The sequence below is a fragment of the Bacteroides sp. genome (assembly GCF_029057325.1).
In the GTDB taxonomy this organism is placed as follows: Bacteria; Bacteroidota; Bacteroidia; order Bacteroidales; family Bacteroidaceae; genus Bacteroides.
Genome location: NZ_JAICZW010000068.1, coordinates 1 through 2,073, shown reverse-complemented (window position 1 = coordinate 2,073; position 2,073 = coordinate 1). Strand labels below are relative to the sequence as shown.

The window sequence follows — 2,073 nt, the reverse complement described above, 5'->3', positions numbered from 1 at the left end:
GTCTGCAAATACGGCATGACCAAGGAATGCGGACTGATTGTGAACTCCAGCCGCGGCATCATCTACGTGGACAAGACAGAAAACTTCGCCGCCGCCAGCCGGAAGGCAGCACAAGAGGTACAGGCACAGATGGCAGAACAACTGAAAGCAATCCTGTAAGCTTATGTTACATCTGCAAGACATCCCCAAGGGATACGCTCTCTGCTTTGCGGACAAGACCACTTGTCCCAAGGCAGAGAGTTGCCTGCATGCCATAGCCGCACAGGTGCTTTCCCAAAGCCCTCGACCCGAAAGCATCATCCAAGTCGTGAACCCGCACTACCTCCGGAGCCTTGCCACACCGGAACAATGCAAGTACTACCGCAACAACCGCCCCGTCCGTTTCGCCACAGGCATGACGCATCTCTTCGATGAACTTCCGCTGAAGCTATCCGCACAAGTACGCCGCAACGTAATGACGTGCTTCAGTTGCGAAAGCTACTTCTACTCCAGCCGCAAAGGCGCACGCCTCATCACGCCCGAAGAACAGCAACGCATCCGAGACGTATTCCGCAAAGCGGGAATCAAGACCGATCCAACGTTCGACCGATACATTGATAAAGAAAACTGGTAAAACCGCATCTTTTTCAATCGCCGTATAGTACTATCAATCAGCGACATCACACTTTATTTTTTCTTTATCCTCATTAAAGTACAACTTTAGTGGGGATAAAGTAATGCTTTAACACCGATAAAGTGACACTTTAATACCAATAAAGCGACACTTTAATACTGATATAAAAAGTCGTTGTCAAGAGCGAACCAGATGCAGTTCAACGCCTGCCGATTCGATGTCGGCATTCATAGGCGGATTACGCTTCGCCAAAACCAGGTTTATCTCTTCTATCTGTGGAAAGTCGTGAAAAAGACGACGGACGATTCGCCCGCTTACGTGCTCCAACAGTTTGGAAGGTATCGCCATCTCGGCTTTCACGGCTTCATATACATCGGCATAGCTGACGGTATCCGTCACGTCATCTGTCAGCATGGCGTGTTCGATACTTACTTTCAGGCGCAGATCAAGGATGAATTCATTGCCTACCAGTGTCTCCTGCTCGCCTACGCCGTGGTAGGCAAAAAAACGTACATTCTTTAGGGTGATGTAGCTGTTCATTGTTTTTCTTCTTTTTTATCCCCAATCGGCATCAGGGCTTACCTCCTCTCTTTAGTCCTCCCGAATTTGCCGGAGAGTCTCCCCTCCCCCAGGCTGTCCGCGAACTTCCGTTATGTTTTCTTTCAGGCACGGATGATAAATAAGAAAACCGTGAAATCTGTATAATCCGTGCCTGAAATCATAACTGCATGTAAGCGGCAATAAGGTTTTCGGACAGCCTCTCCCCTTGATAGGATAATGTTCCTACAGGCTCAGCATGCCAAAGAGTCCCATTGACCGATTCGGCTTTATCTTCGTTTCTTAGTGCAAAGATAGAGGGTATTCTGCGAAAAAACAAAAAGCGTTTTTTTATTATATTTGTTCGCATTCAAAACTACTTTCTGCAACTACCAATCTCTTGTCAATCACACATCGTTACAGCCAAAAGAGAAAAGGATGGGGTTGTGGTCTTTGTTCCATATCTTCATTAAAACTTTGTTCTCCGCAAAAACAGTTGTTTCTATAAAACCATGGGGGTGTGTCAAAATGAAATGCGCACCTTCTTTTTTTTTAAGCACAAAGCCCCGACTTTCACAAGCAGGGGCTTTGTTATTACCTAAAGATTTTGTATCTTTAAGCATAACATTTTATACTATGACAAAGATACATTTTCGTCCTTACAATCCCAGCCAAACAGTGCTTTTTCCTCCACGAGTTGACGAGGATATTGCAGAAAACGAACCGGTGCACATGGTAAACGCTCTGGTTGAGAGCCTGAATCTTGAAAGTTTCAGAAAGTTGTATAAGGAATGCGGTCGCAGCCCTTACCATCCCAGGATGATGCTCAAGGTCATTCTGTATGCCTAGAACCGGAAGCCGTGTTCGGACAAATGAAAAACAATATGAATTACAAACGTTTCCGCCATTTTGGAAAGGATAAG

General features: G+C 45.9%; 3 protein-coding genes and 2 pseudogenes. 3 read left to right on the top strand and 2 right to left on the bottom strand.

What is annotated here, in order from left to right:
- Positions 1-159 (top strand): annotated as a pseudogene (locus tag K2G43_RS04260) (orotidine 5'-phosphate decarboxylase); the annotation flags it as partial.
- A 4-nt stretch (positions 160-163) separates the two neighbouring features.
- The gene (locus tag K2G43_RS04255) at positions 164-613 is read left to right on the top strand and encodes a DUF6078 family protein (RefSeq protein WP_297643141.1); all 450 of its coding nucleotides are present in this window, start codon (positions 164-166) and stop codon (positions 611-613) included.
- Positions 614-790: 177 nt separating this feature from the next.
- Here the strand turns inward: K2G43_RS04255 and folB are convergent, their stop codons facing one another.
- On the bottom strand, positions 791-1,153 hold the full coding sequence (gene folB, locus K2G43_RS04250) for a dihydroneopterin aldolase (protein WP_300153115.1): 363 nt from the start codon (positions 1,151-1,153) through the stop codon (positions 791-793).
- Between the two features lie 404 nt (positions 1,154-1,557).
- Positions 1,558-1,773 carry a hypothetical protein gene (locus K2G43_RS04245; RefSeq protein ID WP_300153113.1) on the bottom strand — a complete coding sequence of 72 codons (216 nt, stop codon included), beginning with the start codon at positions 1,771-1,773 and terminating at the stop codon, positions 1,558-1,560.
- 13 nt (positions 1,774-1,786) lie between these two features.
- Here K2G43_RS04245 and K2G43_RS04240 point away from each other — a divergent pair.
- Positions 1,787-1,996 (top strand): annotated as a pseudogene (locus K2G43_RS04240) (IS1182 family transposase); the annotation flags it as partial.
- Positions 1,997-2,073: the final 77 nt, after the last annotated feature.

What these genes read in the sequence shown, in the direction of transcription:
- folB (WP_300153115.1), bottom strand. Translation starts at nt 1,153, where the DNA reads ATGAACAGCTACATCACCCTAAAGAATGTACGTTTTTTTGCCTACCAC.
- K2G43_RS04245 (WP_300153113.1), bottom strand. Translation starts at nt 1,773, where the DNA reads ATGCTTAAAGATACAAAATCTTTAGGTAATAACAAAGCCCCTGCTTGT.
- K2G43_RS04255 (WP_297643141.1), top strand. Translation starts at nt 164, where the DNA reads ATGTTACATCTGCAAGACATCCCCAAGGGATACGCTCTCTGCTTTGCG.